The organism is Nocardioides panacisoli (genome assembly GCF_019448235.1).
Taxonomy (GTDB): Bacteria; Actinomycetota; Actinomycetes; order Propionibacteriales; family Nocardioidaceae; genus Nocardioides; species Nocardioides panacisoli_A.
In genome coordinates, this window is the sequence record NZ_CP080409.1 from 3,410,505 (window position 1) to 3,435,577 (window position 25,073).

26 protein-coding genes are annotated in these 25,073 nt (G+C 73.0%); 13 read left to right on the top strand and 13 right to left on the bottom strand.

The genetic code is table 11. From position 1 onward, the window contains the following. Nucleotides 1-201 precede the first annotated feature (201 nt). From KUV85_RS16655 to KUV85_RS16685, 7 genes are read right to left on the bottom strand one after another with little or no spacing between them, the layout of a single operon-like run. The gene (locus KUV85_RS16655; RefSeq protein WP_219961004.1) at nucleotides 202-1,554 is read right to left on the bottom strand and encodes a class I adenylate-forming enzyme family protein; all 1,353 of its coding nucleotides are present in this window, start codon (nucleotides 1,552-1,554) and stop codon (nucleotides 202-204) included. After that, complete coding sequence (locus KUV85_RS16660) at nucleotides 1,551-2,816, bottom strand: phthiocerol/phthiodiolone dimycocerosyl transferase family protein (RefSeq protein WP_219961005.1); 1,266 nt, start codon at nucleotides 2,814-2,816, stop codon at nucleotides 1,551-1,553. Before KUV85_RS16660 ends, KUV85_RS16655 begins: the two co-directional genes overlap by 4 nt. A gap of 7 nt (nucleotides 2,817-2,823) precedes the next feature. Next, a complete protein-coding gene (locus KUV85_RS16665; protein ID WP_219961006.1) occupies nucleotides 2,824-3,567 on the bottom strand; it encodes an SDR family NAD(P)-dependent oxidoreductase in 744 nt (247 codons plus the stop codon). After that, nucleotides 3,564-3,830, bottom strand: a complete 267-nt coding sequence (locus KUV85_RS16670) for a phosphopantetheine-binding protein (protein WP_219961007.1) — start codon at nucleotides 3,828-3,830, stop codon at nucleotides 3,564-3,566. Before KUV85_RS16670 ends, KUV85_RS16665 begins: the two co-directional genes overlap by 4 nt. Before the next feature lie 59 nt (nucleotides 3,831-3,889). Continuing rightward, the gene (locus KUV85_RS16675; RefSeq protein WP_219961008.1) at nucleotides 3,890-4,552 is read right to left on the bottom strand and encodes an acyltransferase; all 663 of its coding nucleotides are present in this window, start codon (nucleotides 4,550-4,552) and stop codon (nucleotides 3,890-3,892) included. Between the two features lie 26 nt (nucleotides 4,553-4,578). Beyond that, nucleotides 4,579-5,355, bottom strand: coding sequence for a hypothetical protein (locus KUV85_RS16680; RefSeq protein ID WP_219961009.1), 777 nt, complete (start codon nucleotides 5,353-5,355; stop codon nucleotides 4,579-4,581). Continuing rightward, nucleotides 5,352-6,326 (bottom strand): hypothetical protein, encoded by a 975-nt coding sequence (locus KUV85_RS16685; protein ID WP_219961010.1) that lies wholly within the window; start codon nucleotides 6,324-6,326, stop codon nucleotides 5,352-5,354. Before KUV85_RS16685 ends, KUV85_RS16680 begins: the two co-directional genes overlap by 4 nt. A 95-nt stretch (nucleotides 6,327-6,421) precedes the next feature. On the opposite strand from KUV85_RS16685, the gene KUV85_RS16690 reads away from it, so the two are divergent. Together KUV85_RS16690 and KUV85_RS17655 are read left to right on the top strand one after the other, a co-directional pair. Then, a complete protein-coding gene (locus KUV85_RS16690; RefSeq protein ID WP_219961011.1) occupies nucleotides 6,422-7,717 on the top strand; it encodes a hypothetical protein in 1,296 nt (431 codons plus the stop codon). Nucleotides 7,718-7,721: 4 nt separating this feature from the next. Further along, nucleotides 7,722-8,351, top strand: a complete 630-nt coding sequence (locus tag KUV85_RS17655) for a DapH/DapD/GlmU-related protein (protein WP_273543993.1) — start codon at nucleotides 7,722-7,724, stop codon at nucleotides 8,349-8,351. Between the two features lies 1 nt (nucleotide 8,352). Here the strand turns inward: KUV85_RS17655 and KUV85_RS16700 are convergent, their stop codons facing one another. The 3 genes from KUV85_RS16700 to KUV85_RS16710 all read right to left on the bottom strand — a co-directional run bounded on the left by KUV85_RS16700 (nucleotide 8,353) and on the right by KUV85_RS16710 (nucleotide 12,464). Continuing rightward, nucleotides 8,353-10,305, bottom strand: a complete 1,953-nt coding sequence (locus tag KUV85_RS16700; protein WP_219961012.1) for a sensor domain-containing diguanylate cyclase — start codon at nucleotides 10,303-10,305, stop codon at nucleotides 8,353-8,355. A 231-nt stretch (nucleotides 10,306-10,536) separates the two neighbouring features. Continuing rightward, nucleotides 10,537-11,391, bottom strand: coding sequence for a sulfotransferase domain-containing protein (locus KUV85_RS16705; RefSeq protein ID WP_219961013.1), 855 nt, complete (start codon nucleotides 11,389-11,391; stop codon nucleotides 10,537-10,539). Then, a complete protein-coding gene (locus tag KUV85_RS16710) occupies nucleotides 11,388-12,464 on the bottom strand; it encodes a putative sugar O-methyltransferase (RefSeq protein WP_219961014.1) in 1,077 nt (358 codons plus the stop codon). The genes KUV85_RS16705 and KUV85_RS16710 overlap by 4 nt, the downstream gene beginning before the upstream one ends. 109 nt (nucleotides 12,465-12,573) lie before the next feature. On the opposite strand from KUV85_RS16710, the gene KUV85_RS16715 reads away from it, so the two are divergent. From KUV85_RS16715 to KUV85_RS16730, 4 genes are read left to right on the top strand one after another with little or no spacing between them, the layout of a single operon-like run. Further along, complete coding sequence (locus KUV85_RS16715) at nucleotides 12,574-13,611, top strand: glycosyltransferase family 2 protein (protein WP_219961015.1); 1,038 nt, start codon at nucleotides 12,574-12,576, stop codon at nucleotides 13,609-13,611. Beyond that, nucleotides 13,604-14,644 carry a hypothetical protein gene (locus KUV85_RS16720; protein ID WP_219961016.1) on the top strand — a complete coding sequence of 347 codons (1,041 nt, stop codon included), beginning with the start codon at nucleotides 13,604-13,606 and terminating at the stop codon, nucleotides 14,642-14,644. Before KUV85_RS16715 ends, KUV85_RS16720 begins: the two co-directional genes overlap by 8 nt. Then, a complete protein-coding gene (locus tag KUV85_RS16725) occupies nucleotides 14,641-15,846 on the top strand; it encodes a glycosyltransferase family 61 protein (protein WP_219961017.1) in 1,206 nt (401 codons plus the stop codon). The genes KUV85_RS16720 and KUV85_RS16725 overlap by 4 nt, the downstream gene beginning before the upstream one ends. A 41-nt stretch (nucleotides 15,847-15,887) precedes the next feature. After that, nucleotides 15,888-16,646 (top strand): class I SAM-dependent methyltransferase, encoded by a 759-nt coding sequence (locus KUV85_RS16730; RefSeq protein WP_219961018.1) that lies wholly within the window; start codon nucleotides 15,888-15,890, stop codon nucleotides 16,644-16,646. Here KUV85_RS16730 and KUV85_RS16735 read toward each other — a convergent pair. After that, nucleotides 16,638-18,101 (bottom strand): polysaccharide biosynthesis tyrosine autokinase, encoded by a 1,464-nt coding sequence (locus tag KUV85_RS16735; RefSeq protein ID WP_219961019.1) that lies wholly within the window; start codon nucleotides 18,099-18,101, stop codon nucleotides 16,638-16,640. The genes KUV85_RS16730 and KUV85_RS16735 overlap by 9 nt on opposite strands. A 130-nt stretch (nucleotides 18,102-18,231) precedes the next feature. Here KUV85_RS16735 and KUV85_RS16740 point away from each other — a divergent pair, with 130 nt between their 5' ends. From KUV85_RS16740 to KUV85_RS16760, 6 genes are all read left to right on the top strand, one after another. Next, on the top strand, nucleotides 18,232-20,049 hold the full coding sequence (locus KUV85_RS16740; RefSeq protein ID WP_219961020.1) for a DUF4012 domain-containing protein: 1,818 nt from the start codon (nucleotides 18,232-18,234) through the stop codon (nucleotides 20,047-20,049). Between the two features lie 90 nt (nucleotides 20,050-20,139). Beyond that, a complete protein-coding gene (locus tag KUV85_RS17705; RefSeq protein WP_425299408.1) occupies nucleotides 20,140-20,202 on the top strand; it encodes a putative leader peptide in 63 nt (20 codons plus the stop codon). 168 nt (nucleotides 20,203-20,370) lie between these two features. Next, nucleotides 20,371-21,219, top strand: a complete 849-nt coding sequence (locus KUV85_RS16745; RefSeq protein ID WP_219961021.1) for a sulfurtransferase — start codon at nucleotides 20,371-20,373, stop codon at nucleotides 21,217-21,219. Then, the gene (locus tag KUV85_RS16750) at nucleotides 21,219-21,515 is read left to right on the top strand and encodes a DUF1416 domain-containing protein (protein WP_219961022.1); all 297 of its coding nucleotides are present in this window, start codon (nucleotides 21,219-21,221) and stop codon (nucleotides 21,513-21,515) included. The genes KUV85_RS16745 and KUV85_RS16750 overlap by 1 nt, the downstream gene beginning before the upstream one ends. A gap of 142 nt (nucleotides 21,516-21,657) precedes the next feature. Then, a complete protein-coding gene (locus tag KUV85_RS16755) occupies nucleotides 21,658-22,113 on the top strand; it encodes a TlpA family protein disulfide reductase (RefSeq protein WP_219961023.1) in 456 nt (151 codons plus the stop codon). Nucleotides 22,114-22,140: 27 nt separating this feature from the next. Continuing rightward, entirely contained in the window at nucleotides 22,141-22,575 is a 435-nt protein-coding gene (locus KUV85_RS16760) for a DUF4395 domain-containing protein (protein WP_219961024.1), read from the top strand. A 12-nt stretch (nucleotides 22,576-22,587) separates the two neighbouring features. Here KUV85_RS16760 and KUV85_RS16765 read toward each other — a convergent pair whose 3' ends face one another. Both KUV85_RS16765 and dtd read right to left on the bottom strand, forming a co-directional pair. After that, a complete protein-coding gene (locus KUV85_RS16765; protein WP_219961025.1) occupies nucleotides 22,588-23,511 on the bottom strand; it encodes an SGNH/GDSL hydrolase family protein in 924 nt (307 codons plus the stop codon). 4 nt (nucleotides 23,512-23,515) lie between these two features. Continuing rightward, the gene (gene dtd / locus KUV85_RS16770; RefSeq protein ID WP_219961026.1) at nucleotides 23,516-23,941 is read right to left on the bottom strand and encodes a D-aminoacyl-tRNA deacylase; all 426 of its coding nucleotides are present in this window, start codon (nucleotides 23,939-23,941) and stop codon (nucleotides 23,516-23,518) included. Nucleotides 23,942-23,988: 47 nt separating this feature from the next. On the opposite strand from dtd, the gene KUV85_RS16775 reads away from it, so the two are divergent. Then, the gene (locus KUV85_RS16775; protein ID WP_219961027.1) at nucleotides 23,989-24,903 is read left to right on the top strand and encodes an NAD(P)H-binding protein; all 915 of its coding nucleotides are present in this window, start codon (nucleotides 23,989-23,991) and stop codon (nucleotides 24,901-24,903) included. Nucleotides 24,904-25,073: the final 170 nt, after the last annotated feature.

Sequence of the window (25,073 nt, forward strand, 5' to 3'; positions counted from 1 at the left end):
CCAGGGTGAGGTGCCGGTTCGGATCGAACTGTTTGGTCGATCGTCGAGACGTCAGCAAAGCCCGGAGCCCGCGTTCGGTCGTAGCCCCGGGCAAGACGACAGCACCAGTCATGCCGTGATCGTGGCACGGGCGAAACGTCAGGAACGGCTGAGGGAGCCATGGCCCCACCGCACCGCTTCGAACCGGGCGCTGTCGCCGGCTCAGGTGTCGCGGCGTACGACCTTGCCACCCTTGGTGGTGACCTCGTCGACGAGGGTGATGCTGCGCGGCTGCCAGGGCCGGGGAAGCTCGGCGCAGGCGGCCCGGACCGCGGACTTCAGGGCGTCGGGATCGGTGCCGTCCTCGGGGACGACGTCGACCGCCACGACGGCCCCCACCAGCGGGTTGGCGCGGCCGTGGACCCGGGCGGCCCGTACCTCGGGCAGCGCCAGCACGCGCTCCTCGACCGGCAGCGGGTGCACCTTCACCCCGCCGACGTTGATCACCTCCGAGCTGCGGCCACGGAAGACGATCCGGTCGCCGGCGACCTCGACCAGGTCGCCGGTCGGCCACCACTCCTCGGCGGAACGGTCGGGCTCGCCGTAGTAGCCGAGCATGCTCGCGCGGGAGCGCACCCACAGCTCGCCCTCGACGACCCGCAGCTGCACGGTGCCGTCGCCGTCCTCCTCCAGCAGGCTCGCCGGCAGGCCGCTGTCGCCGTCGCGCACCGAGCCGGTCGAGCCGAACTCCGAGCCTGCGTAGATGTGGGAGATGCGCGCGTCGGCGAAGGTCGCGTGGAGGTCGTCCAGGAGCTCCCCGGGCGCTGCCTCGCCGCCGAGCGTGACCTGCCGCAGCGCCGGCAGCGGACGGTCGTCGGCGCGCAGCTCGGCGAGCAGGAAGCGCCAGAACGTCGGCGTCGCGCTGATGTGGTCGACGCCGTGGTCGTGGACCAGCCCGAGCACCGCCTGCGGGCGGCGCACCGACGGCGCGACCAGCGTGGCGCCGGTGCCGAGGACGTGGACGAGGACCTGCAGGCCGGCGTACTGCTGCGGGCCGTAGGCCAGCAGCCACACCTGGCCGGTGCCGTCGCGGGTGTCGCGCAGCCGGGCGAGCTGCCGCGTCCAGTCGTGGCGTACGCCGCGCGGCGTGCCGGTCGTGCCGGTCGTCAGCACCAGCAGCGGCCGGTCGGCCGGCGGTCCCTCGATCAGGCGGCCCTCGCGACGCAACGACGACGAGGTCCGCACGGCCACGCCCGCCTCGGCCAGGTCCTCGCGTGGCGAGACGACGACACCGTGGTCGAACGCGGCCGCCTGCCGCGCCGCCTCCCCGGCGGCGACGTCGGGGGCGTAGACGCAGGCGTCGACGCCGGTCAGTGACGCCGCGGCGAGCAGGGCCACCACCTCGGCCAGGTCGTTGGAGACGATCGCGAAGCGGTCGATGCCCTCCGCGGCCAGGCCGCGGGCCAGCGCCTCGGCCTCCGCGGCCAGCTCGGCGTAGGTCCACGTCGCGGCCTCGGTGATGACGCCCACGGTCGCGGGGTCGCGGTCGGCGGCGCGGCGCAGCAGCTCGATCACGGCGCCTCCCCGCCCAGCCCGGTCAGGCAGCCGTGCAGCGTGCGGGTGAGGGTGTCGAGGTCGATCTCGACCCGGTTGCGGTCCACGGCGAGCGTGAACGACGCTCGCCCGCGGAACGTCGTCGCGGCGGCGAAGAGGACCTGGTTGGGCGTCGGGGCCAGCGCCATCCCCAGCCGCCGCACCGTGGCCGGTTCACCGGTGACGCGGCCGACGTTGCTGAGGTTGACCGTCGGTGTCGCCGCCTCCATCCAGCGGCGCACCACCTGGTCGCTGGCCTCCCCGACGGGGAGCTTGTCGACCCCGCTGAGCGCGACGAAGAGCTCCGCCTCGCCGCGGTCGACGCGTCGCCGCACCTCGGCACTGGCGCGCCGGGCCAGCGCCGCCGGCTCCTCGGTCACGTCGAAGGAGGCCATCACGACCGCGGCCGCCTGCCCCACCCGCTCCGCGGCGCTGGGCGCGGCACGCGCCCGCAGGTCCACCGTGGTCGAGAACGGGATCCGCGTCAGTCCCGGCGTCAGCTCCGCGACGGTGTGCAGCAGCGCCACCGTGAGCGCCCCCTGCACGGTGGCGCCCGCCTCCTTGGACCACGCCAGCAGTGCGGCCGACTCCTCGGGGGTCAGGTCGAGGACGGCGTACTGCACGTCGCGGTCGCGGTCCAGCGACGGGTCGTGCCACGCCGGCGGCTTGCCGTGGGCGACGTACTCCTCCTCGTCGCGGACCGCCCGGGCGAGGGCGAGCATCTCGCCGCGGCGTGCGCTCCAGTCGCGTTCGGGCAGCACGTGCGCCGAGAGCGGCTCGGTGGGCCGGGTCAGCGGATGGTCACCGACGTCCTCCCCGGCGAGCAGCCCCGCGAGCAGCAGCGACAGCTGGGCGAGCGGACGACCGTCCAGTGCGGCGTGCTGCGCGGTCAGCAGCAGCGTGGTGGCGTCGGCGCCGACGACGGCCGAGCAGCGCACCTGCGCGTCCTCGGGGTCGAACCGCCGGTGCGTCTGGTCGGCCAGCGCCTCGGGCAGCGAGTCGTAGCACCGCACCGGTGCCGGCGGGAGGTCGTCGTCGAGGACGAAGTGCGCCTCGCGGGGGCCGGTGCGCTCCAGCCGCGTGCGCATCACCGGGACCTGCGCGGTGAGGTCGCGCCACGCCCGGTCCAGCGTCTCGGCGTCGTGGACGCCGTCCACCTCGAGCCAGCCGAACGCGTTCATCGGCCAGGACCGGTCGACGACCTCGTAGTAGATCTCGCTCGGGTCCAGCGGGCGGGCGGTCACGGGCGGCTCAGCTGGTGAGGCCACCGTCGACCACGAGCACCTGGCCGGTGATCCAGTCGTTGCGCGGGTCGACGAGGAACTGCACGGCGCGCGCGATGTCGTCCGGCTCGCCCAACCGTCCGGCCGGCGTACGCCGCACGATCTGCTGGAGCTGCCCCTCGTCCAGGCCGTGGCTCATCTCGGTGCGCAGGTAGCCCGGCGCGATGCCGTTGACGGTGATCGACTTCGAGCCCAGCTCGCGCGCCAGGGCGCGGGTGAAGCCGTCGAGCGCGGCCTTCGTGGCGCCGTACACGCTCAGGCCGCGGTAGCCGGTCAGGCCGACGATGGAGGAGATGTTGACGATGCGGCCGCCGCCGTGGGCGAGCATGTTGCGCACCACGCGCCGGGTCAGGCTGATCGTGGCCTTGAGGTTGAGGTCGATGACGGTGTCGGCGTCGTCGTCGGAGAAGAGCGCGAGGACGCCGTCGCGGGCGACGCCGGCGTTGTTGACCAGCACGTCGATGGAGCCCCACTCCTCGACGACGGCCGTGACGAACCCGGTGGCCTGGTCGCGGTCGGAGACGTCGGCCTTGAGGAAGAGGAACCGGTCGGCGAGCGCCTCGTCGGACTGCCACTGCTCGACCAGGTCGGTGGCGGACCGGGAGCAGGTCGCGACCCGATCGCCGGCGTCGAGGAAGGACTGGACGATGCCGGCGCCCAGTCCGCGGCTGCCGCCGGTGACGACGACGGTGCGGGGTGCGGGGGTGTTCATGCGGGGACCGGTGCCTCCGACTCGTCCCCGGCGGCGTAGAAGCCCACGATCTCGGCGACGGTCTCGGGCATCAGTCCGGCCCCGAACGGGTCGGTGCCGAACTCGTCCTCGAGGCGGGCGGAGAGCTCGGCGGTCTCCAGCGAGTCCAGGCCGAGGCCCTCCCCGTGGAGCACGGTGTCCATGGCCACCGCGAGGTCACCCTTCTCGGACTGCTCGAGGAGCGACTGGATGATCGAGATGATCGAACCTTGCACGTCGGACATGGTCATCCTTCTTCTCAGCGGGACGCTTCACAGCACACAACGCAGCGGGCGGGGGTTCGTCACGGCTCGTAGCGCTGCCGGTCGTACAGCGACGGCGCGATGGTGAGCGGCGCGAGCCGCCGGGCGGGTACGCCGCCGTGCAGGTTGCGCGGCGTGACCTGCTGCCGGGTCCATGCGGTGGAGCCGGCAGCGAGCAGGGCGCCCTCGCCGATGGTGACGCCGGGCAGCACGGTGCAGTTGGTGGCGACGGCCGCGGCCTCCTCCAGGGTGACCGGCTCCAGGATCACGCCGCCGTTCTCGGGGTCGAAGGCGTGGGTGAGCACGGTGCAGCGGATGCCGGTGATCCAGGAGTGGTCGGCCATCAGCAGGCCGCCGCCGCAGTCGAGGTAGTGCATGCTGATGACGTGGGCGTTCTCGCCCATGCGGAGCGTGCGCAGCGAGCCGTGGTCCTCGGCGCCGGGCTCGAAGCCCGAGCCACCGAGGATCCAGTTGAACATCACGATCCGCGAGCCGCGGCCGACCTCGACGAGGGCCATGAAGCGGAAGGCGTTGAAGTTGCCGATCCGCACGCCCTCGGCGAGGTCGAGGCGGTCGACGCGCTGCACGAAGCAGATGCCGAACCTCACCGTCGGATGCACCCGGTGCCCGAGCCGGTTGAGCAGCCGGTTCTTCAGCCCGCAGGCGGGCAGCAGGCACACGAGCATCGTGAGGTGGTGGCGCACCCGAGGAGGGTACCGAAGCCGCGGCGTCAGGATCCGGACGTGGCCAGCAGGCGGTTGATCTCCTCGCGCAGGACCGCGCGTCCGTTGTCGTTGGTGTGGACGCCGTCGGAGGTCGCCCACTCGCTCGCGGCGCCGGTGTCGTCGACGAGGTCCTCGGTGCGGTCCAGGAGCAGGACCCGGGGGCGCCCCGCGGGCAGCGTCGAGGCGGCCCGGTGCAGCTCCTCGCGCACGATCGCGCAGGCGCGGATCCGCTCGGCGGGCGTGCCGACCTTGGGAAAGCCGGTCTGGTCGGGGTAGCGGTCGCTGGCGGGGAACGGCACCAGCACCAGGACCCGGTCGGCGCCGGTCTGCCGGGCACCGTCGTGGATCCGGTCCAGGTAGGTCGCGACGAAGTCGAACGCACCGGGCCGCTCCAGTCGGGGCGCGAGGTGGCAGCGGGTGTCGATCTCGCCGAAGGTGTAGATCCAGCGGATCGCCCCGGCGTTGCGGGTGCGGGCGATCAGCCGGCTGATGCGGACCAGGGACGACGGCAGCCCGTCACGGGCGATGGAGAACATCAACCGCGGGCCGAGGTGGCAGGACCAGTGGCCGTCGCCGACGTGGCGCAGGGGAGCGCCGACCGTCGTGGCGGGCACGAGCGCGGCGTGGGAGTCGCCCACCCAGATCTCCTTGACCTGTCCCTGCCGTGCGCACCACAGCAGCCGGACGGCGGCGAGGGTGAAGGTCAGCTGGGCGCGGCGCAGCCGGAGGATGCGCCGCAGCTCGTGGAACCGGAGCCGCTCGGCCGGTCCGGTGGTGCTCACTGCTGCCCCCGGATGCGGTCGACGCAGGCCTCGGCGACGGTCGTGGTCTCGCCGGTGCGGACGTCGACGACGGGCAGGTGGCCGATCAGCTCGAGGCGGGCAGGGACGCTGCGCATCCGCGAGATCGTGCCGTCGGGGTTGCGGGAGGTGAGGAAGCGGCTCTCCCGGTAGCCCTCGGCGGCGCTGAGGTCGGGCAGGTCGCCGGCGAGGTCGTCGCGGACGAAGAAGGCGTTGGCGCCGTTGCTGGAGCAGCCGACGAACCGGTGGCCCCGCTCGTGGGCGAGGTGGACCAACGCCGCGAGGGAGGCACCGAAGTACTGCTGGGACCAGTGCGCCTCGCTGTTCACGAACGACGGGTCGTAGGGGACCGTGATCGCGGCATCGGGGCCGAAGAGCGCGTTGTACTCCACGACCACGATGGCCGGCTCGACCGCCGTGACGGCCTCCCACAGCCAGTAGTCGTTGCCGTCGACGTCGATGGAGAGGACCCCGACCGGGCCCTCCGCGCCGTTGTCGCGCAGCAGGTCGTCGACGTTGTCGCAGGTGACGAACGCGCTCACCGGCTCCACGTCGTGGCGCCAGCTCAGCCCGGTGCTCATGACGAAGTCGACATGGGCGGTGCCGCCGTCGATCACGACGCCGCGCCAGTTGTCGTTCTGCAGCAGGAAGCGGGTGTTGGACTCGCGGTAGTCGCCGGTGCCGATCTCCACGAAGGTGTCGGTGTGCGGCCCGATGTTGCGCACCAGGTGCTGCAGGATGCCGTCCTCGCCGAACTGGGAGAACACGCGGAACTCGATGTCGTCGAGCCGGTCGGGGCGTCCGGGGACGGTGCCGGCGAGCACGTGGGTCTCGAGGCGCCCGATCGCCAGTCGCAGCTCGTCGTGCTGGGCCCGCAGGCGTTGCAGGACCTGACGGGCGATGGGGGCCGAGGCCACCCGGCGCAGGGAGCGGTACGCGAGGGGTGACGGCACGAAACGACCTCCACGGGGAACGGGGCGACGCGCAGACGTTAGCCTATCGAGGTCGATGGGGAGGCGCGGCTGCGCGCAGCGGAACGAGGTCTGAGATGGCGGAGACGAGTCGTCGCGCGGCCCGTGGCCGCATGGGACTCGTCACCGTCGACCAGGTCCTCTCCAGTGCCTCGAACCTCCTGGTGCTGCTCTGGACCGCCCACGCGCTGGCGCCGATCGACTTCGGTCGCTTCAGCCTGGTCTTCCTGATCTACTCCTTCGCCCAGGGCGCCGTGGTGCGCTCACTGGTGTCGTGGACGGTGATGGCGCACCCCGAGGACGCCCGACAGCGTCCCCGGGCGGTGCTCGGTACGGCGGTCGTGCTCTCGCTCGCCGCCGGCCTCCTCTGCCTCGCCGCCGGCGCCGCACTGGTGCCCCTGGACAACCCGGTCGCGGTGCCGCTGCTCGTCGTGGGTGCGGTGCTGCCGCTGCTCTCGGTCCAGGACGTCGGCCGCTACCTCGCCTTCGCCCAGGGACGTCCCAGCCGGGCGATCGTGCTCGACACGCTCTGGCTGCTGCTCGTCGTGGCCGCCTTCGGCGCCCTGGCGTGGTCCGGCACCGTCTCGCTGACCGGGATCGTCCTCGCCTGGGGCGTCGCGGGGGCCGTCGCTGGCCTGTGGGTGTTCGTGCAGCACGGCGTACCCCGCCGACGCGAGGTGACGCTGACCTGGCTGCGCGGGCGCTGGCACTTCTCGTGGCGCTCGCTGGTCGCGGCCAGCTCCTCGGCCACCGTCGCGTTGGTCGGCGCGCTGCTGGTCGCCCTGATCAGTGGCCCGCTGGCGGTCGCCGCCGTGCGCGCCGCGCTGCTCCTGGAACGACCGAGCACGACCGTGCAGACCGCCGTCGCGACCTCGGCCGGTGCCGACATCGCCCGCGAACGCTCCGACAACGCCGGCCTGCTGGCACACCAGCGTCGGGCGCTGCTGGTGGCGCTGGCGGTCGCCGCGGTGAACTTCGCGGTGCTGATGGTGCTGCCCGACGCCGTGGGCCGCCTCGTGCTGGGCAACGTGTGGGACCTGGTCGAGCCACTGCTGCTGGTGGTCAGCCTGCGCGTGCTCGCGATGGCGGCCCAGAGCGGCGTACGCGCCGCGCTGATGGGGCGCCGGCAGATCGGCGTGGTCATGGTGCTCGACATCGTGGGGACCGCGCTGTCCATCGTCGGCCTCGTCGTCGGTGCGGCACTCGGCGACGGCGAGGGCGCGCTGTGGGGCGCGCTGGTCGGCCTGTCGCTGACCGTCGTCGGGTGGTGGGCCGCCCTGGTCCGCCACCTCCGCGAGGGCGACACCTATCCCACCGACGTCCTCGACGCCGACGAGAGCGATCCCGAGGCGGATCCGCAGCGCCTATCCTGACGCCGTGCTGCTGCGCCTGCTCCGTCCCTTCCTCCACGTCCTCGGGCGCTGGCCGCTCGTCGTGCGCCAACGGCTGCGTTGGGCCCGCGACGAGGTGGAGGTGGCGCCGGGCAGCTTCGTCGCCCGAGGCGCGGTCCTCGGGCACCGGGTGCGCATCAACCGGCCCTCGTTCGTCGACCCGTGCGAGATCGGTCCCTACACCGTCACCGGCGCGTTCGTGGTGCGCTGCGCGAATCATCACACCGAGTTCCTCAACCTGCAGGAGGGCGTGCAGCGGCGCGTCATCGGCGCCCGCTCCGTGCTGGCGCCGCCGACCCGCGGCGTGCGGATCGGCGCCGCCTGCTGGATCGGCGACAACGTCACGATCCTCGACGGCGTCCAGGTCGGCGACGGTGCCGTCATCGGCGCCGGCTCGGTCGTCACCCGGTCGGTGCCGGCGTACGCCGTCGCCGTCGGCAACCCCGCCCGGGTGGTGCGCAGCCGCTACCCGGACGAGGTCGTGGACCTGCTGTCCTCACTGGACTGGTGGACGTGGAGCGACGAGCAGCTGCGCGCCAACGCCGACCTCTTCGAGCTCGACCTGACCACGGTCGATCCCGCCGACCTGCGCCGGCGCATCGACCGCCTGGGCTGAGTCAGGACGCGCCGGCCGCGCGCCGTGCCGGGGCGTCGGCGCGGTGGATCCGGTCACGGCCGTCGCCCTTGGCGGCGTACAGCGCACGGTCGGCGGCCACCAGGCCGTCGTCCGCGGATCCGCCGGCCGGCACCTCGCAGTAGCCGATCGAACAGGTGAGCTCGCCGGGGGCGGTGACCCGGAGCCGGTCCAGCACGGCAGCGGCCTGGTCGGCGTCGGTGTCGCGCAGGGCGATCGCGAACTCCTCGCCGCCCCACCGTGCGATCGCGTCGACGCCGCGCAGTGACTCCTGCGCCCGTGCCGCGAAGTGCGCCAACGCGTCGTCGCCCCGGTTGTGCCCGTGGGTGTCGTTGAACCGCTTGAAGTGGTCCAGGTCGACCAGTGCCACGGTGAAGGGCTGGCGCGAGCGCTGCGAGTGCGCCCGCAGCACCGCCACCTGCTGCTCCCAGCCGCGCCGGTTGAGCAGCCCCGTCAACGGGTCGGTGACGGTCGCCTCCTCCAGCTGGGTGCGCATGTCCTCGGCCATCAGTGCGGAGGCGAGCTCGGCGGCGACCATCGTGACCGCCTGCCGCTCGACCTCGGTCACCAGGGTCTCGGACTCGTCCCAGATCACCACCATGACGGCGAGGACCTCGCCCTCGGCGACGACCGGCTCCCACATGACGCTCCCGGCGGAGGTCAGGTGCAGCAGTCGTTGGTTGACCGACGGGTCGCTCTGGGCGCCGGGGATGAACGTGCCCCGGGCGTTGGCGAAGACGCGGGTGGTCACCGCGGGCTCGTTCAGGTCGACAGTCGTGCCGAGCATGCTCTCGTCGCCGCAGGTCGCGGTGATGGCGAGCGTGCCGTCACCGACGGGCTCGAAGAGCATCGTCGAGCGGGACCGGCTCAACGAACGCAGCGCGTCGAGGGCCACGGGGCGCGCGTCCGCGTTGTGCTGGCTGGCCGACGCGATGGCGGCGGTGGCCGCCATCGCCTCCCGCGACTGGCGCAGCTGCACCTCGTCGGCCTTGCGGGCGGTCACGTCCTGCACGTGCGCCAGCGTGTAGGTCTCCTGCTGGGGCCCGGGCACGTGGCGCAGCGTCAGCCACACCCACCGCACCTCGCCGTCGGGGCGGATGTAGCGCTTCTCCAGCCGCGCCACCCCGTCGGTGGCGGCCTCGATCATCGCGCCCGCCCCGGCCTGGATGGCCAGGTCCTCGGGATGGGTGAAGTTCGCCGCGGAGCGGCCGAGCAAGTCGCCGGCCGGACGGCCGAGCAGGGCGCAGAGCGCGTCGTTCACCTCGACGAAGTGGCCGTGCTCGTCCGAGAGGCCGATGCCGACCGGCGAGTCCTCGAACACGCTGCGGAAGCGGTGCTCGCTGCGCTCGACCGCCTCGCTGAGGCGGACGGCGTCGGCCAGCTGGGTCGACAGGGCGCCCCGCGCGCCGGCGAGCCGGGCCGCGACCCGGTCACGGATGAGCGCGATGCCCACGCCGAGGCCGAGCGCCAGGCCCAGCTGGATCGCGTAGTGCATCGTCTGGGAAGCCGGCTCCGGGCTGGTCGCCCAGACCAGGACACCCCAGGTGGCGGTCGCGGCGGTCAGCAACGGGACGACCTGCGCGCGGTGCGGGTTGACCGCGGCGACACCGACGACGGAGAGCATCAGCACCGTCGTCTGCTCCAGTTGGCCCGTCAGGCCCATGTGGGTCAGGCTGTTGACCAGCGGCACGGCACACATCGCCAGCAGGAAGGCGTTGACCGTGCCCGCCTGCCGGGCGCGGTCCAGGCGCCGTACCTGCCACCACAGCGCCGCACACAGGACGCCGCTGGTCGTGGCGAGCAGCGTCATGGTGACGCGTGGTACGCCCTCGAGCAGCAACAGGTGCAACGGCGCGAGTGCCGCGTAGAGCACCGCCAGGGCCAGTGACCCGACGGTGACGGTGTCGACGGTCGTCGCGCTCTCGGGCGCGAACACGTCCTCACGATGCCGGTGCCAAGCCCCGGCCAACAGTGACCTCAATGGCGCGCTCCCCGTGCGCGGCTGTGCGATGGTCGCCAACGTCCCCTCCTGACGTGGTGGCGCCCCGAGTTGGCTCCCCCCCAGGAACCGCGCAACGCGACCATCATTGCACGGATGTCACGTGCTGTCGGTAACGCGGACGAAATGCTCGTGTCCGCGGGTCGCCGTGACAGGTCTCGGTGGACCTCAGAGGTCGGCGTACCAGTGGCGGTCGTCGGCGTAGCCGAAGTCGACCAGGTCGGCGCCGGCAAAGGAGTCGAAGACCTCGCCCGCCTCGCGGGTGAAGTGGCGCCGCCAGTCACCGGCCGCGCCCTGCCGGCGGAAGGCGCGGCGGTCCTCCTCGCCGGACCGGCGGCCCGCTGCGCGGGCGAAGTCGTGACGGTCGACGGCCAGTTGCACCAGGTCGCGGTCGGGCTCGGTGCCGCACGCCGCCCCGATCGCGCGGGTGACCTCTTCCACCGGGTCCGCGTGCAGCCCCTCGAAGGACACGTGGCCGACGCCGGGACGGTCCCACCAGTCGCGCACGTGCTGCTGCCACGTCACGCCGTGCGTCGTGGGGGCGACGGTCATCTGGTACTCGATGAACCGCGGCATGTTGCCGCGGACGTCGTCGGGGTCGAAGCCGGGCCCGTAGAGGTCCTCGAAGATGTCGCGCAGGCCCTGCGCGAAGCGGGGGTTCTTGTTCATCCGGGCGGCGCGGGTCCAGTAGAAGTAGAACGAGGTCATCACGTCCCGGCCGTCGCGGCGGATGTAGACCGTCGGCGGGGTGCGCTCGTCGTAGAGGTGGTGGGAGTGCACGACCGCGCGGAACATCAGCGGCAACTGGTAGTCCACCGGCACCGGCAGGCCGAGCGAGGTGCCGACCAGCTCGCACAGCCAGTTGGTGCCGGACTTGGGGAAGCCGCAGCCCACCCACATGCCGAGCTCGGTGCCGCGGCGCAGCAGGATCCGGTGCGTGGCCGCCGCCGAGAACCGGCGCAGCTTCTCCTCGGCCCACAGGGTGGCCGGGGACCGGTCGTCGTCGCCGACGATCTCGGTCACGAGGTCCCCGTGCGCCGATACAGGTGGAAGGTGTCGTGCAGGTCGATGAGCTCGCGCAGCTCGTCGGAGTCGTGGATCGGGCGGGTGTCGACCAGCTCGTAGCCGGCCGCCAGCACGTCGGGCTCGAAGTCGAGCGAGGAGCCGTCCAGCTCGGTGCTCAGCAGCTCACCGGGCGTGTTCGGCACGATGAGGAGGTACTCGACCTCGCGCTCGGCGATGCGGCCCAGCCACCAGCGGATCGCCTCCAGCGAGCACTCGGAGAAGCTGTGCACGTTGACCGCGACGTCGTAGCGCTCACCCAGCGAGGCGTGGTCGGGCAGCGGCACCGCCCGCACCGTGTCGGGCACCTCGCGGTACCGCAGGTAGTACTCGCACAGGAACGTCGAGGTCGCCACCCCGTCGATGCAGTCGTACGCCGCCAACCCGGGGAACGCGGTCGACATGCGGTGCGCGAGCCGCCCGTAGCCGGCGCCGATGTCGAGCACCCGCAGGCCGTCGATGGCGCCCAGCCCCATCTGCGCGTCGAGGTAGTTGATCTCGTTGACGCTGTCGAGCAGGTCGCGGCTCACGGGGGAGCGGTCGCCGTACCGGAAGGTCCACGCACCGAAGCGGCCGTCCTCGGCGAGCCGGTCCAGCAGCCCGAGACGGTCGCGGGACTCCACGTCCAGCAGTGCGAGGTACATCCGGATGCCGGCGGCGCTGCCGAGCTGGCGGAACTGCCACACGTAGGCGTTGTCGCCGCGGAACCAGGCCATGGACAGGTTGCGGCGCAGGAACGAGGAGCGCCACTGGGTGTGCGCGGTGGCCGGCACCTGCAGTGCCTCGTAGGCGCGCTCGAGCTCGACCAGGCGTGGGTTGTCCGCGCGCAGCGTCTCCTCCGCGCCCGGCGGGAGCGGGACCTCGTCGTTGTGGCTGACGGCGGCGTACCGCTTGGCCTCGTCGTCGAGCCGGGTGACCAGGTAGCCGCTGCGGGCCGCGACGGTCTTGGCCTGCCGCTTCGCCCATCCGCCCACGAGCGACGGGGTGGCCCGTCGCGCACGGGCCAGCAGGCGGTTCTCAGTGGGAGCGCGCACAAGGCGGCACTCTAGGCCATCACCTGTCCGCCGCGTCCGAGTTGAGAGACACGACCCGTGCGCCGAGACGACGCTGGCACGGACACGACCCCTGCGAGAGGATCCCTGCGTGCTCCAGACCCCTGTCGTGGTGATCGCGTTCAACCGACCCCGGCTGGCCGAGCGCACCCTGGCCGCGGTCCGCGCCGCCGCGCCGCAGCGGCTCCTCGTCGTCGCCGACGGCCCGCGTCCGGACCGCCCCGGCGAGGACGCGTTGTGCGCGGAGACGCGGGCGGTGCTGGAGCGGGTCGACTGGCCCTGCGAGGTCGAGCGGAGGTACGCCGCAGCGAACCTCGGCCTGGAGGCGAACGTCGAGCTGGGGCTGGACTGGGTGTTCTCCCGGGTCGACCGGGCGATCGTGCTCGAGGACGACTGCACGCCGGACCCCACGTTCTTCCGGTTCGCCGAGGAGCTGCTGGAGCGCTACCGCGACGACGCCCGGGTGTGGCAGGTCGCGGGCAACCGCCACGGCGTGCCGCCCGGAATGTTCCACGGCGACAGCTACGCCTTCAGTACCTGGGCGAGCGTGTGGGGCTGGGCCACGTGGGCCGACCGGTGGCAGCGCCACCGTGCGGTCTTCCCGCGCGACCACGTGCGCCGCTCGGCCACCGACGCCGGTGACGCCCCGGTGCGGCGCGAGCCGGCCGAGCCGCAACCGGGGACGCTGGTGACCCGGGGCGGCCGGCGCCACTTCGCGGAGGCGGCCCGCTCCGACGATGTCGTCACGCACGGCTGGGACAAGCACTGGTGGCTCACGATCATGGCCGCCGGCGGCCTCTCGGTCACACCTGCGGCCAACCTCGTGGAGAACCGCGGGTTCGGCGAGGACGCCACCCACACCAGCTCGGCGGGTCGCCGCGACGACCCGGCCACGCCGATGGGCTTCCCGCTGCGCCACCCCGCCGCGGTCGCGCTCGACGAGGGCGTGGAGCGCGAGCTCGAGCTGCACCTGAACCGCATCGGTGGCCCGGCCGCGCAGCTGGCCCGGCGGGTCATCCGCTCGCCTAGACTGCGCCGGGTCGCCCGCGCGGCGGTCAACAGCGGCCCCGCCCTCAGCGCCGCCCGGCTCTCGGCGCGGCTCACCCGAAGGAGTGCCGACCGTGGCTGAGCACGCCGACGCGCTGCACACGCCGGTCGTGCTCATCGCCTTCCGGCGCCCAGACGTGACGCGCCGCAACCTCGCCGCGATCCGTGCCGCCCGGCCCACGCGGCTCTTCCTCGTCGCCGACGGCCCCCGCCCGGACCGTCCCGAGGAGGCGCAGCGGTGCGCCGAGGTGCGGGACGTGCTGGAGCAGGTCGACTGGCCCTGCGAGGTCGAGCGGAGGTACGCCGACGCCAACCTGGGCCTGGAGGCGAACGTCGAGCTGGGGCTGGACTGGGTGTTCTCCCGGGTCGACCGGGCGATCGTGCTCGAGGACGACTGCATCCCCGACCCGTCCTTCTTCCGCTACTGCGCGGAGCTGCTGGACCGCTACGCCGACGAGCCGCGGGTGTGGCAGATCGGCGGCGACACCCACCACGTCCCGACCGAGATGTACGAGGGACACAGCTACGCCTTCAGCACCTGGGCGAGCGTGTGGGGCTGGGCCACCTGGGCCGACCGGTGGCACGCCCACCGCGCGGAGTTCGACCGGGACCACGCCGGCGCCGAGCAGCGCGTCGCCCAGGTCCCGCGCACGGCCGATGCGCGGCGTACGACCCCGGCGGTGCCGGCTCCCGACGCGCTGGTGACCGAGGCGGCGCGGCGCCACTTCACCTTCGTGGCGGGGGAGCAGGACGGCGACCGGCACGGCTGGGACCACCACTGGTGGGTGACGATCATGTCGCGCAGCGGCCTCTCGGTGATGCCGGAGGTCAACCTGGTCGAGCACGACGGCTACGGCGAGGGGGCGACCCACACCCGGGCCGACAAGGATCCCGACCCTGCTCGTTCGCTGGCGTTCCCGCTGCGGCACCCGCCCGAGGTGCGGCTCAACCGGGCGGTGGAGCAGGAGCTGGAGCTGGTGCTGCTGCGCACCGACGGCCGGCTGTCGCGGCTGGCGCGGCGGTTGATCCGTCCGCTGTGGCTGCGGGCGCTCGTACGTCGTGTGGTGTCGCACCCGGTGGCGTGGCGGCTGGTGCGTCGGCTGGTGGGCCGATGAGCCGCATCCCGCCGCGCCTGCAGCCGCTGTGGCCGCTGCTCAAGCGCCTGCACCGGCTGCTGGCCCACCTCGGCGGCGTCCTGTTCCGTCGCCTCGGTCCGGTGGCGGGCGAGCGCGCGGTGCCGCGGACCGCGACCGAGGAGTCGACCGCGACGGTGGCGGGTGAGCCCGACGCGGTGACGCTGCACGCGGGTGGTCCGGCGGAGGAGCTGCGCCGCGGGCCGGCCGTGGGGTCGCCGCCGCAGCACTGGGTCTTCGTCGCCGGTGAGCGCGACACGGTGCCGGCGCGCTACACGCTGGAGGTCACCGACGGCCGGCTGGTCGGGGAGTGGGGCGCGACGGTGACGCCCGGCGGCGTGCTGGACTACCAGTCCAGTGGCTACTTCGGCCTCTCCGGCTGGCGGGAGCACCCGGTCTTCCTCGCGCCCCGGCTGCCACCGGTCGAGCACGTCCCGGGCACCGTGCTGAGCCTGACCACGCGCGGCACGACCGGCAACTACTACCACTTCCTCTACGACGCGCTGGCCCGCTACGGCATCTTCCGCGAGTGCCTGCCCGACGTGTCGGTCGACGCCGTCGTCGTGCCGCACGCGGCCGGCTACCAGCGGCAGCTGCTCGAGCTCGCCGGCGTGCCCGGCCCCCACCTGCAGCCGCGTGCGGACCGGACCTACCGCGCGGACCGGCTGCTGGTGCCGAGCACGCCCAACCAGGACCTTGCGGCCCCGCACTGGGTCACGAACTGGCTGCGGGAGCGGCTGCCGCCCTCCGGGCGCACCGACACCCCGCGGCGGCTCTACCTCTCCCGCGGCCAGCAGCCCGCCAGTCGGCGCTACGTCGAGGAGGCCGCGCTGTGGCCGCGCCTGGAGCGCCGCGGCTTCGTCTCGCTCGACCCGGGGTCGCTCAGCGTGCAGGAGCAGATCGACACCTTCGCCGGTGCCGAGGTCATCCTCGCCCCGCACGGCGCGGGGCTGACCAACCTGACCTTCTGCCGCCCCGGCACCAAGGTCCTGGAGCTGTTCGCGGCGACGTACGTGCACCTGGGGCTGTGGACCATCGCCGACGCCGTCGGGCTCGACTACCGCTACCTGGTGGCGGACGGCCCCAGCCGCGAGGGGCGGCCGATGGTCGGCGTACTGGACGACGTCTCGATCCCGCCGGAGCGGGTCGAGGCGGCCCTGGACGACCTGATGGAGGACCGGTGACCGGATCGAGGAGTGGCCCGCAGCGGCCCGAGGAGGAGCCCATGGCGAACGGCGCCGACCGCGACGACGTACTGGCGCGGCTCTACCCGGAGGTCGCCGCGGGCGGGTTCACCCGCTACGACGGCTTCGTCGAGTTCTACAACCGGGTCAACGCGCTGCTCGCCGAGGACAGCGTGGTGCTCGACTTCGGCGCCGGTCGCGGCGCCTGGCAGTACGAGATGGCCGGCTTCCACCGTCACCTGCGCGCCATCCACGAGCGGGTCGGGCGCGTCGTCGGTGTCGACGTCGACCCGGTGGTGGAGGACAACCCCTCGCTGGCCGAGGCGCGGCTGATCGAGCCCGGCGCGCCGATCCCGTACGACGACGCCACCTTCGACCTGGCCGTGGCCGACTACGTGCTCGAGCACGTCTCGGCCGAGGACGCGCCGTCGGTGTCGGCGGAGCTGCTGCGGGTGCTCAAGCCGGGCGGCTGGCTGGCCGCCCGCACGCCCAACAAGTGGGGCGTCATCGGGGTGGGGGCCCGGGCGGTGCCCAACACGCTGCACACCCGCGTGCTGCGGCGCCTCCAGCCCGAGCGGCTGGCCGAGGACGTCTTCCCGGTGCGCTACGCCATGAACACCCGCGGCGACCTGGCGCGGCTCTTCCCCGAGCCGCACCGGCTGCTGGTCTACGGCCACAACTCCGAGCCGCGCTACTTCGGCTCCTCGGTGCCGGCGTGGCGTGCGGCGCAGCTGGTGGACCGCCTCACGCCGCCGCGGTGGGCGTCGACGCTGATGGTGTTCGTGCAGAAGTCAGGTTGAGACCCGCTTGCCGGCCTTCTTGGCCCGGCGGCCGGTCGGCTCCTCGCCGCCCTCGGCGGAGGCGGCCTTGTCCTTCGGCTTGCGCTTGAGGTCGCGGCTCGGTGCCGTCTCCTCGTAGTAGTAGTAATAGTAGGAACCGACCGCGCGCTTGGCGACCATGTTGACCACGACGCCGTAGAGCTTGCCGGCGACCCGCTCGATGCGGTGCGCGGCCTCCTCGACCTGGTCCCGCGTGGTCTTGCCGTGGCGGATGACCATGATCAGGCCGTCGGCCAGCGTGGCGAGCACCGAGGCGTCGGCGACCGGCAGCAGCGGCGGCGCGTCGATGATGACGATGTCGTAGGAGCCGCGCAGGCGGCGGATGAGGTCCTGGGTGATCTTCGACTGCAGGATCTCGGTCGGGTTCGGCGGCTTCGCGCCGCTGGCCAGCACGTGCAGGCCGCTGGGCTCGTGGATCTGGATCGCGTCGTCGATCTCGGTCTTGCCGACCAGCGCGGTCGTCATGCCGACGGCCGGGTCGAGCCCGAGCGTGCTCGCGACCCGCGGGCGGCGCAGGTCCGCGTCGATGATGAGCGTACGCCGGCCGGTCTGGGCGAGCGCCACGGCGAGGTTGGTCGACGTCACGGTCTTGCCCTCGCCGGGCACGGCGGAGCTGATGACGATGCAGCGCGGCTGGTGGTCGAGGTCGATGAAGCGCAGGTTGGTGCGCAGCAGGCGGAAGGCCTCGGTGCGGGCGGCGAAGCCGCCGAGGTCGGTGAGGACGGGCGACTTGCGGAGGTCCCCGTCGTACCCGATGCTCGCCAGCACCGGGCTGTCGGTGACCTCGGCGACGTGGTCGGCGGTGCGGACGGTGCGGTCGAGCAGTTCGCGGGCGATCGCGAGGCCGACGCCGGCGACGAGACCGATCAGGCTCGCCGCGACCAGGTTGATGACCGTCATCGGGCTCACCTGGTCGGGGTTGTAGCTGGGCCGGTCGGTCACCTGGGCGGTGACCTGGGAGTCGGCGCCGTCGCCGCCGGGGGACTCCAGCTCGGCGATGTAGTCGGTGAAGGCGTCGGTGGCGACGTCGGCGATGGTCTGGGCGCGCCGCGGCTCGCTGTCACGGACGGTGACCTCGATCAGCGAGGTGTTCTCGATGACGGTGGCGGAGATGTTGTCCGAGAGCTCCTCGGCGGTCATCTGCAGGTCCAGGGAGTCGATGACCCGCTGGGAGAGCTCGGAGCTCTTGGCCAGGTCGGCGTAGGACGCGGCGCGGTTGTTGGCGAAGTAGAGGGCCGAGAAGGACTCGGTCGCGTTGCTGACGTCGACGCTGATGAAGATCCGCGACTTGGACTCGTACTCGGTCTTCATCACCACGAAGGTGATGACGGCGCTGACGGTCAGGGCCAGGAGCACCATGGCGACGATGCTGCGCCAGCGGCGGCGCAGTACCTGGAGGAACTGCTTGAGGTCCAAAACTCTGCCCTTGCATTCGCGGTGGTCGTCGACAGCGGGGCCGTGCCTGCTGGATACTAGGCCACGCGCGGCCCGCGGTGCTCCAGCATGCCGGAATGCGGCCGATCCGATCCGGACTCATGGAGGGTTGATGTCGCCCGAGGTACGCCGTCGCCGCCGCACGCGGGGACTGCGTCGGCTCAAGCGGCTCGCGCGGGAGCGCCCGCTGCTCCCCGTGCTGGGCGCCGTCGCGGTGCTGGTGCTGCTCGCCGGCGCCTGGTCGCTGTGGCGTGTCGTCAGCGTCGCGCAGGACCTGGGCGAGGTCGAGCGGAGCGCGCAGATCATGCGTGCCGCGCTGGTGCGCGGCGACACCGAGGGCGCGCGGGAGGCACTGGACCGCTACCAGGAGGCCGCGCAGGGCGCCGCGGACGGCACCGACGGCCCGGTGTGGCACACCGCCGAGGCGCTCCCGGTCGTCGGGGACGACGCGGCGGCGGTGGCCGTGGTCGCGGAGGTGCTGGCCGACATCGGCGGGGACGGGCTGGAGCCGCTCGCGGTGGCCGCGAACGACCTCCGCGCCCGCAGCTTCCACCCCAGCGACGGTGTCTTCCCGCTGGAGCGGATCGCCGCGCTGCGCGAGCCCGCGGGCCGCAGCGAGGACGCCTTCGCCGCGGCCGGCGTACGGCTGGAGCAGGTGGAGTCCGACGGGTTGGTCGGACCGGTGTGGCGCCGCGTCGACGCGCTGCGGCAGTTGGTCGACGACGCCGCCGCCACGCTGGACGCCGCGCACCGCGCCGCGCGGCTCATGCCGTCCCTGCTGGGCGCCGACGGTCCGCGGGACTACCTGCTGGTGATGCAGAACAACGCCGAGCTGCGCAGCTCCGGTGGCCTGCCGGGCTCGATCTCGCGCATCCACGCCGAGGACGGTCGCGTGGAGATCGTGGAGCAGGTCGACATGGCCGACATCCAGGGCAATCCGACGCCGGTGCTGCCGCTGGCCGCGGAGGAGCGGTCGATCTTCGGGTCCGTGCTCGGCACCGTCGGGGTCAACGCGACCCTGACTCCGGACGTGCCGCGCAGTGCGGACCTGATCCGCGCCCGGTGGGAGCAGGAGGTCGGCGGGTCGATCGACGGGGTCTTCCTCGTGGACCCGGTGACCGTGTCCTACCTGCTCGGCGCGACCGGGCCGGTGGCGGTGCCCGGGTACGGCGGTGTCGCGGCGGCCACGGTGGTGGCGCAGGTCGAGCACCAGGTCTACGTCCAGAACCCGAGCCGCGACGTCCACTCCGACTACCAGAACGCCGTCGCCGAGGCGGTCTTCGAGGCGTTCACCGACGGTCGGGGCCGACCGGCCGCCGTCATCCGTGGCCTCGCGACGGCGGTGGCGGAGGGACGCGTGCGGATGCACAGCTTCGTCGCGCGGGACCAGCGGGTGATCACGGGCACGCAGATCGCCGGGGAGCTCGCGGCGACCGAGGAGGACCGGCCGCGTGCCGGGCTCTACCTCAACGACGCGGGCGAGACGAAGATGTCCTACTACCTGCGCTACGACGCGAGCCTGGCGGCGTCCTCGTGCGTGGGTGGGGTGCAGGAGCTGTCCGGCGCCGCGACCCTGGTCAACGACAGTCCGCCCGAGGTGGCGGCGCTGCCGCCGGCGGTGGTCGGCTACCCGAAGGAGCGCCGCCGCGTCGAGGACGGGCAGCAGCTGGTCGTGGCCTACCTGATGTCCCCGGTCGGGGGAGAGGTGGTCGAGCTGGGCCTGGGGGCCGGACGGTCGGGAGCTCCCGCGGTGCAGACCTACCGGGGACGCGAGGTCGCGACGGTGAGCGTGCTGCTGGACCCGCAGGAGAGCCGGGAGATCAGCTTCCGGATGCGCGGGGCGCGGGGGCAGGTCGGTGCCCCCGAGCTCTTCGTGACCCCGGGAGCGACGCCCGGGTCGGCGTCGCGCACGGTGCGCTCGGCCTGCTGATCCCACAATGCGGACACGCGTCTCGCAATGCGAGAAGCCGGCTGGGATTCCGGCGTACGCCGTCCTAGTGTGGACCGCATGCCGACGATCATGCTCACCAAGCGCCGCGCAGTGGACCACTGCCGCGTGAGCTCGGCTCTCTGTCGTCGCTGAGCCAGCGACCCCACCCCCGGTGGTCGAGGTACGAGGGGCCGCCGCGTGCGCGCCTCGAGGCCTCCGGAGTGATCCGCGGTCGCGACCGCTCCCCGCGCGGACGCCTGCCACCGCTGCGCCCGCGCACGCCATGCCAGTTCACCCTGCAACTCTCACGAAGGAATCTCCATGAGCCGCGAGAACACGCTCGTCTCCGCCCAGTGGGTGGAGGACAACCTCGACAACGACAAGATCGTCCTCGTCGAGGTCGACGAGGACACCAGCGCCTACGACAAGGGCCACATCAAGGGCGCCATCAAGCTCGACTGGACCACCGACCTCCAGGACCAGGTCCGCCGCGACTTCGTCAGCAAGGAGCAGTTCGAGCAGCTGCTCTCCGACCGTGGCATCGGCAATGACGACACGGTCGTGCTCTACGGCGGCAACAACAACTGGTTCGCCGCCTACGCCTACTGGTACTTCAAGCTCTACGGCCACCAGGACGTGAAGCTGCTCGACGGCGGCCGCAAGAAGTGGGAGCTGGACTCCCGCGAGCTGACCGACGAGCTGCCCGACCGCGCGAAGACCTCCTACACCGCGCAGGAGCAGGACAGCTCGATCCGCGCCTACCGCGACGAGGTCGTCGCCGCCATCGGCACGCAGAACCTCGTCGACGTGCGCTCGCCCGACGAGTTCGCCGGCCGGCTGCTGGCGCCCGCCCACCTGCCGCAGGAGCAGGCGCAGCGTGCGGGCCACATCCCGACCGCGGCCAGCGTGCCGTGGAGCAAGGCGGCCAACGACGACGGCACCTTCAAGTCCGACGACGAGCTCAAGGACATCTACACCGAGGCCGGCGTCGACTGGAGCAAGGACACCATCGCCTACTGCCGCATCGGCGAGCGCTCCAGCCACACCTGGTTCGTGCTCAAGGAGCTGCTGGGCCAGGACAACGTCAAGAACTACGACGGCTCCTGGACCGAGTACGGCTCGCTGGTCGGCGTGCCGGTCGCGCTCGGCGACGAGCCCGGTGACGCCTGATGTGCGGCGCCACCGAGGGCGGCCTGTCGCTGGACGGGATCGACGTCAAGAAGGAAGCCATCATCCAGGGCCAGGTGACCCGCGGCGGTGAGCCGCTGCCGGGCGCCTACGTGCGGCTGCTGGACCGGACCGGCGAGTTCACCGCCGAGGTCCCGACCTCGGCGACGGGCCACTTCCGGTTCTTCGCCGGCGACGGCGACTGGACGCTGCGCACGCTGGCCCCCAAGGCCGACCCGGTGGACCGTGCCGTCACGGCCGGCACCGGCAACGTCGCCGAGGTCACCATCGAGGTGTGACCCATCCGGTGGTGGTGCCGGGAATCCGGCGCCACCACCGGTGGTTCTGCCCCCAGCGCCACCACACGGTGGCCGAGGACGGAACCACCACACGGTGGTCGAGGTGAGAGACCTCGAGACCACGGAAGGGGAGTAGGACGACGTGACCACGGGACTGCTGATCCTGGGACTGGCCGTGCTGGGCGCGGCCGGGTTCGCGGCGTACCGCGCCCGCACTGACGGTCGCTTCACCGTCCACGCCGCGACCCGTGAGCCGCGCTCCCCGGTGGCCGAGCCCGTCGAGACCGTCTTCGACCGCGTCGCCGACGCGGTCCCCGGCGCCGAGCTGGGTGAGCGGGCGACGTTCGTCCAGTTCTCCTCGGCGTTCTGCGCGCCGTGCCGCGCGACCCGCGTGCTGCTCGACGACGTCGCCACCAACGAGGACGGCGTGGCCCACGTCGAGGTCGACGCCGAGCACCACCTCGAGCTGGTGCGCGCCCTCGGGGTGCAACGCACCCCGACCACGCTGGTCCTCGACGCCGCCGGCGCCGAGCTCACCCGCGCCGCCGGCGCCCCGCAGCGCCACCAGGTGCTCGCCGCCATCCCGGCCGCCACCTGAGCCCACCCCGACCCACGGAGTACGACGATGACCCGGATCGACCCCCGCGGCGCCCGCTTCAGCGCCGGCGTCACGGCTGTCCTGCTCGCGGCGGCCCTGGTGAGCCCCACCGGCGTCGCGACCGTGCTCATCGCCCTCCAGGCCGCGTTCTTCGCCATCGGGGTCGGAGCGGGCGTGCAGCAGACCCCGACCGGCCTGGTGTTCCGCTCCGTGATCCGGCCGCGGCTCTCGCCGCCGACCGAGACCGAGGACGCCCGCCCGCCCCGGTTCGCCCAGGCCGTCGGCCTGGCCTTCACCGTCGTGGCGCTGGTCGGCTACCTGGCCGGCGCCGTGGTGCTCGCCCAGGTCGCGGTCGGCTTCGCCCTGGTGGCGGCGCTGCTCAACGCGGTGGTCGGCTTCTGCCTGGGCTGTGAGATGTACCTGCTCGGCCTGCGGCTCTCGGGTCGCGGCGCCAGCGCCTGACGCGGCCGGGACTCACTCCGCGAGCGCGGCGAGCACGGCCTCGGCCGCGGCCTCCTGCTCCTCCGGGTAGGGGTGGTAGGGGATCGCGTTGCCGCGCGGCACCTCGACGCCGGCGACCCACGGCTCGTCGGCGCAGATGTGGTGACCGCTGGTCGCCTCGAACACGTCGACGTACGTCGCGCCGGTCGCCTCGGCGGCACCGCGCAGGGCCTCGTTGAAGCCGAGGTTGAGCTCGCGCGCGAAGGGGTAGTCGCCCTCGGCGAGCGGCAGCAGGTCACACCGGCCGCTGGCCGGCACGATCTCGGGGTAGCCGACGGCGAGCACCTGCGCGCCGGGGGCGCGGCGACTGATCTGCGCGATGGCCTTCGCCAGGCGCTGCTCGATCTCGTCGACACGCTGCAGCAGCTGCGCGTTGGCCTCGCGGCACGGCGAGCCCTCGGGCTGCTGCTGGGCGAGGCGCACGCACTGCAGCGCCAGCGTGGTGAAGAGGTCGAAGTCGTTGCCGCCGATGCGCAGCGTGACCAGGTCGGTGTCCTCGGACAGGGCGTCGAACTGTGGTGGCGCCTGGTTGCCGTCCAGGGTGCGCTGCGGGTTGGCGAGCGCGCGGCTGGTGGCGCCGCCGCAGCTGACGTCGGTGAGGGTGGCGCCGGTCTCGGCCGCGATGAGGTGCGGGTAGTTGGCCCGGGAGCGGTAGCAGCCGTCGGTGGCGTCGCTGGGGCCGGTCTGGAAGGCGGCGGTGTAGGAGTCGCCGAGGGCGACGTACTCCTCGCCGGATCCGGGGTCGCCGGCGGTGGTCTCGGCGGCGGACGGGTCGGGGTCGGCCGATGCGGTCTCGGCCGACGAGCCCTGGGCGGCCTGCTCGCTCTCGGCGGCCGTGGAGCAGGCGGTGAGCGCCAGCAGCAGTGCGGCGAGGAGGACGGTCGGGGTGCGGGTCACGGCTCTAGCGTTCCAGCCAGACGGTGAAGGGGCCGTCGTTGGTGGAGGAGACGGCCATCATGGCGCCGAAGACGCCCCGCTCGACGTGGGTGCCGAGGGCCTCGAGCTCGGCGCAGAAGGCGTCGTAGAGGGGCTCGCTGGCCTCGCCCGGCGCTGCGGCGCCCCAGGAGGGGCGTCGGCCCTTGCGGGCGTCGCCGTAGAGGGTGAACTGGCTGACGACCAGCACGGGGGCGCCGGTGTCGGCGACGGACTGCTCCTCGCGCAGGATCCGCAGGCCGTGGACCTTGCGGGCGAGCCAGGCCACCTCGTCCGCGCCGTCGGTGTGGGTGATGCCGAGGTAGACCAGCAGGCCCGGCTCGTCGAGGGCGCCGACGGTCTCGCCGTCGACGTCGACGGCGGCGGAGCTGACTCGTTGGACGACGGCGCGCATGGCGGGATTCTCGCAGTGCCGCTTCGCCGTCCGCCTAGGGTGATGGTGTGAGTGAACGATCGCGTGTGTTGGTCACCGGAGCGACCGGCTTCATCGGGCGCCGCCTGGTGCCGTCCCTGATCGAGGCGGGTCACGAGGTGCGGGCGATGACCCGGCGGCCCGACGACTACGCCGGGTCCGGCGATCCCGTCTTCGGCGACGTCTCCGACGCCGACTCGCTGCGCGGTGCGCTGGAGGGCGTGCGGGTGGCCTACTACCTGGTGCACGCGCTGGACCAGGAGGACTTCGAGGACCGCGACGCCGAGAACGCGCGCACCTTCGGCAAGGTGGCGGCCGACGTCGGCGTCGAGCAGATCGTCTACCTCGGTGGCCTGGGCGAGGAGGGCGAGGAGCTCTCGCCGCACCTGCGCTCGCGCCGGGAGGTGGAGGGCCTGCTCGGTGAGGGTGGTGTCCCGGTGACGGTGCTGCGCGCCGGCATCGTGGTGGGACACGGCGGCATCTCCTGGGAGTTGACCCGCCAGCTGGTGAAGAACCTGCCGGCGATGGTGGTGCCGCGGTGGGTCGACACCCGCACGCAGCCCGTCGCGGTCGACGACGCCGTCCGGTACCTGGTGGGCGTGGCGGACAAGGAGGAGGCGCGCGGCCGCGTCTTCGAGATCGGCGGCCCGGAGGTGCTGACCTACCTCGAGATGCTCAACGTCGCCAGTGAGGTCGCCACCGGCGGCCGCCGGGTGCCGATGATCAAGGTGCCGGTGCTGACGCCGCGGCTCTCGTCGTACTGGCTGGCGCTGGTGACCGACGTCGACGTCACCACCGGCCGCAACCTCATCGACTCGATGAGCACCGAGGTGATCGTCTCCGACACCTCCATCCGCGACGTGGTCCCCGGCGACCCCCTGCCCTACGCCGAGGCCGTACGCCGCGCCCTGGGCGAGCGCCTCGCCGAGGGCGAGTCCGTCTGACCCACCCGTTGGTCGAGCCGCGCCCCGTTGGTCGAGCCGCGCCCCGTTGGTCGAGCCGCGCGCCGTTGGTCGAGCCTGTCGAGACCCGTGGCCCCTGCACGGCCCTTGCTGGTCGAGCCGGGGCGAGCGCCAGCGAGTCCCGTGTCGAGACCCCCGCAACCGATCTCCGG

Coding starts and splice junctions, on each gene's coding strand:
- KUV85_RS16665 (WP_219961006.1), bottom strand. CDS start 3,567: ATGAACACCCCCGCACCCCGCACCGTCGTCGTCACCGGCGGCAGCCGC.
- KUV85_RS16750 (WP_219961022.1), top strand. CDS start 21,219: ATGTGCGGCGCCACCGAGGGCGGCCTGTCGCTGGACGGGATCGACGTC.
- KUV85_RS16745 (WP_219961021.1), top strand. CDS start 20,371: ATGAGCCGCGAGAACACGCTCGTCTCCGCCCAGTGGGTGGAGGACAAC.
- KUV85_RS16725 (WP_219961017.1), top strand. CDS start 14,641: ATGAGCCGCATCCCGCCGCGCCTGCAGCCGCTGTGGCCGCTGCTCAAG.
- KUV85_RS16690 (WP_219961011.1), top strand. CDS start 6,422: ATGGCGGAGACGAGTCGTCGCGCGGCCCGTGGCCGCATGGGACTCGTC.
- KUV85_RS16670 (WP_219961007.1), bottom strand. CDS start 3,830: ATGTCCGACGTGCAAGGTTCGATCATCTCGATCATCCAGTCGCTCCTC.
- KUV85_RS16760 (WP_219961024.1), top strand. CDS start 22,141: ATGACCCGGATCGACCCCCGCGGCGCCCGCTTCAGCGCCGGCGTCACG.
- KUV85_RS16730 (WP_219961018.1), top strand. CDS start 15,888: ATGGCGAACGGCGCCGACCGCGACGACGTACTGGCGCGGCTCTACCCG.
- KUV85_RS16740 (WP_219961020.1), top strand. CDS start 18,232: ATGTCGCCCGAGGTACGCCGTCGCCGCCGCACGCGGGGACTGCGTCGG.
- dtd (WP_219961026.1), bottom strand. CDS start 23,941: ATGCGCGCCGTCGTCCAACGAGTCAGCTCCGCCGCCGTCGACGTCGAC.